Source organism: Noviherbaspirillum sp. ST9 (assembly GCF_048799745.1).
GTDB lineage: Bacteria > Pseudomonadota > Gammaproteobacteria > Burkholderiales > Burkholderiaceae_D > Noviherbaspirillum.
In genome coordinates, this window is sequence record NZ_JBLWFR010000070.1 from 1 (window position 1) to 750 (window position 750).

Consider the following 750-nt stretch of genomic DNA (forward strand, 5'->3'; position numbering starts at 1 on the left):
TACCAACATCTAGTACCCCGAAAGATGTAGAAGCAAATCGGAAGCCTCTTGTTTCCAATTTTGCAGTGGCTGCAGCAGCATCTGCGTGACTGGATGCCAGACCCAGTGAGGAAAGCATCTGTTGCATAGCACTAACGGCACCATATCCATGACCAGAGGCACCTCCATCGATCCTTACTTCCTGCAACGCACCACCATAATAAGTGTAAACATTCCTTCCGTCAACTATACTCCAATAGCCGGAACCATATCCACCATTATAGCCTCCATAACTTCCATATCCACCATTATAACTTCCGCCCCCCCCATAACCTCCTCCTCCTCCCGGAGGATACCATCCTGGCCATCCGCCATTATACCCACCGTAACCGCTATATCCTCCGTAATTTCCGTAACCTCCATAACTGCCGGATCCACCGGGATTATACGTACCCGCAGGCGGCAAATAGCCATTTTGCATTGCATCCCATAGCTCCTGCCATGAATTATATCCTCCATAGCTGCCGCTGCTATTCCCATATCCACCTTTAATGCCCTGTAAATACCCGGGATCCAGTATCCCAAGTTCTTCACCCAATTGGTCTAAATTCAGTTTTAATCGTTTCATTGTTTTAATTCTGGTTTAATAATATGGTTCCTTAACAAGCTATTTATCTATACTTTAGCTTATCAAGGAGAATATCGGTTTTAATTGTACAATACATTGATTTATTTATTATCATTACTCGTTATTACTATATCTCCCGGATA

At 44.0% G+C, this 750-nt stretch carries 1 pseudogene; it reads right to left on the minus strand.

The window, feature by feature from the left end:
* Positions 1–607 (minus strand): annotated as a pseudogene (locus tag ACNOHI_RS24790) (hypothetical protein); the annotation flags it as partial.
* Positions 608–750 lie beyond the last annotated feature (143 nt).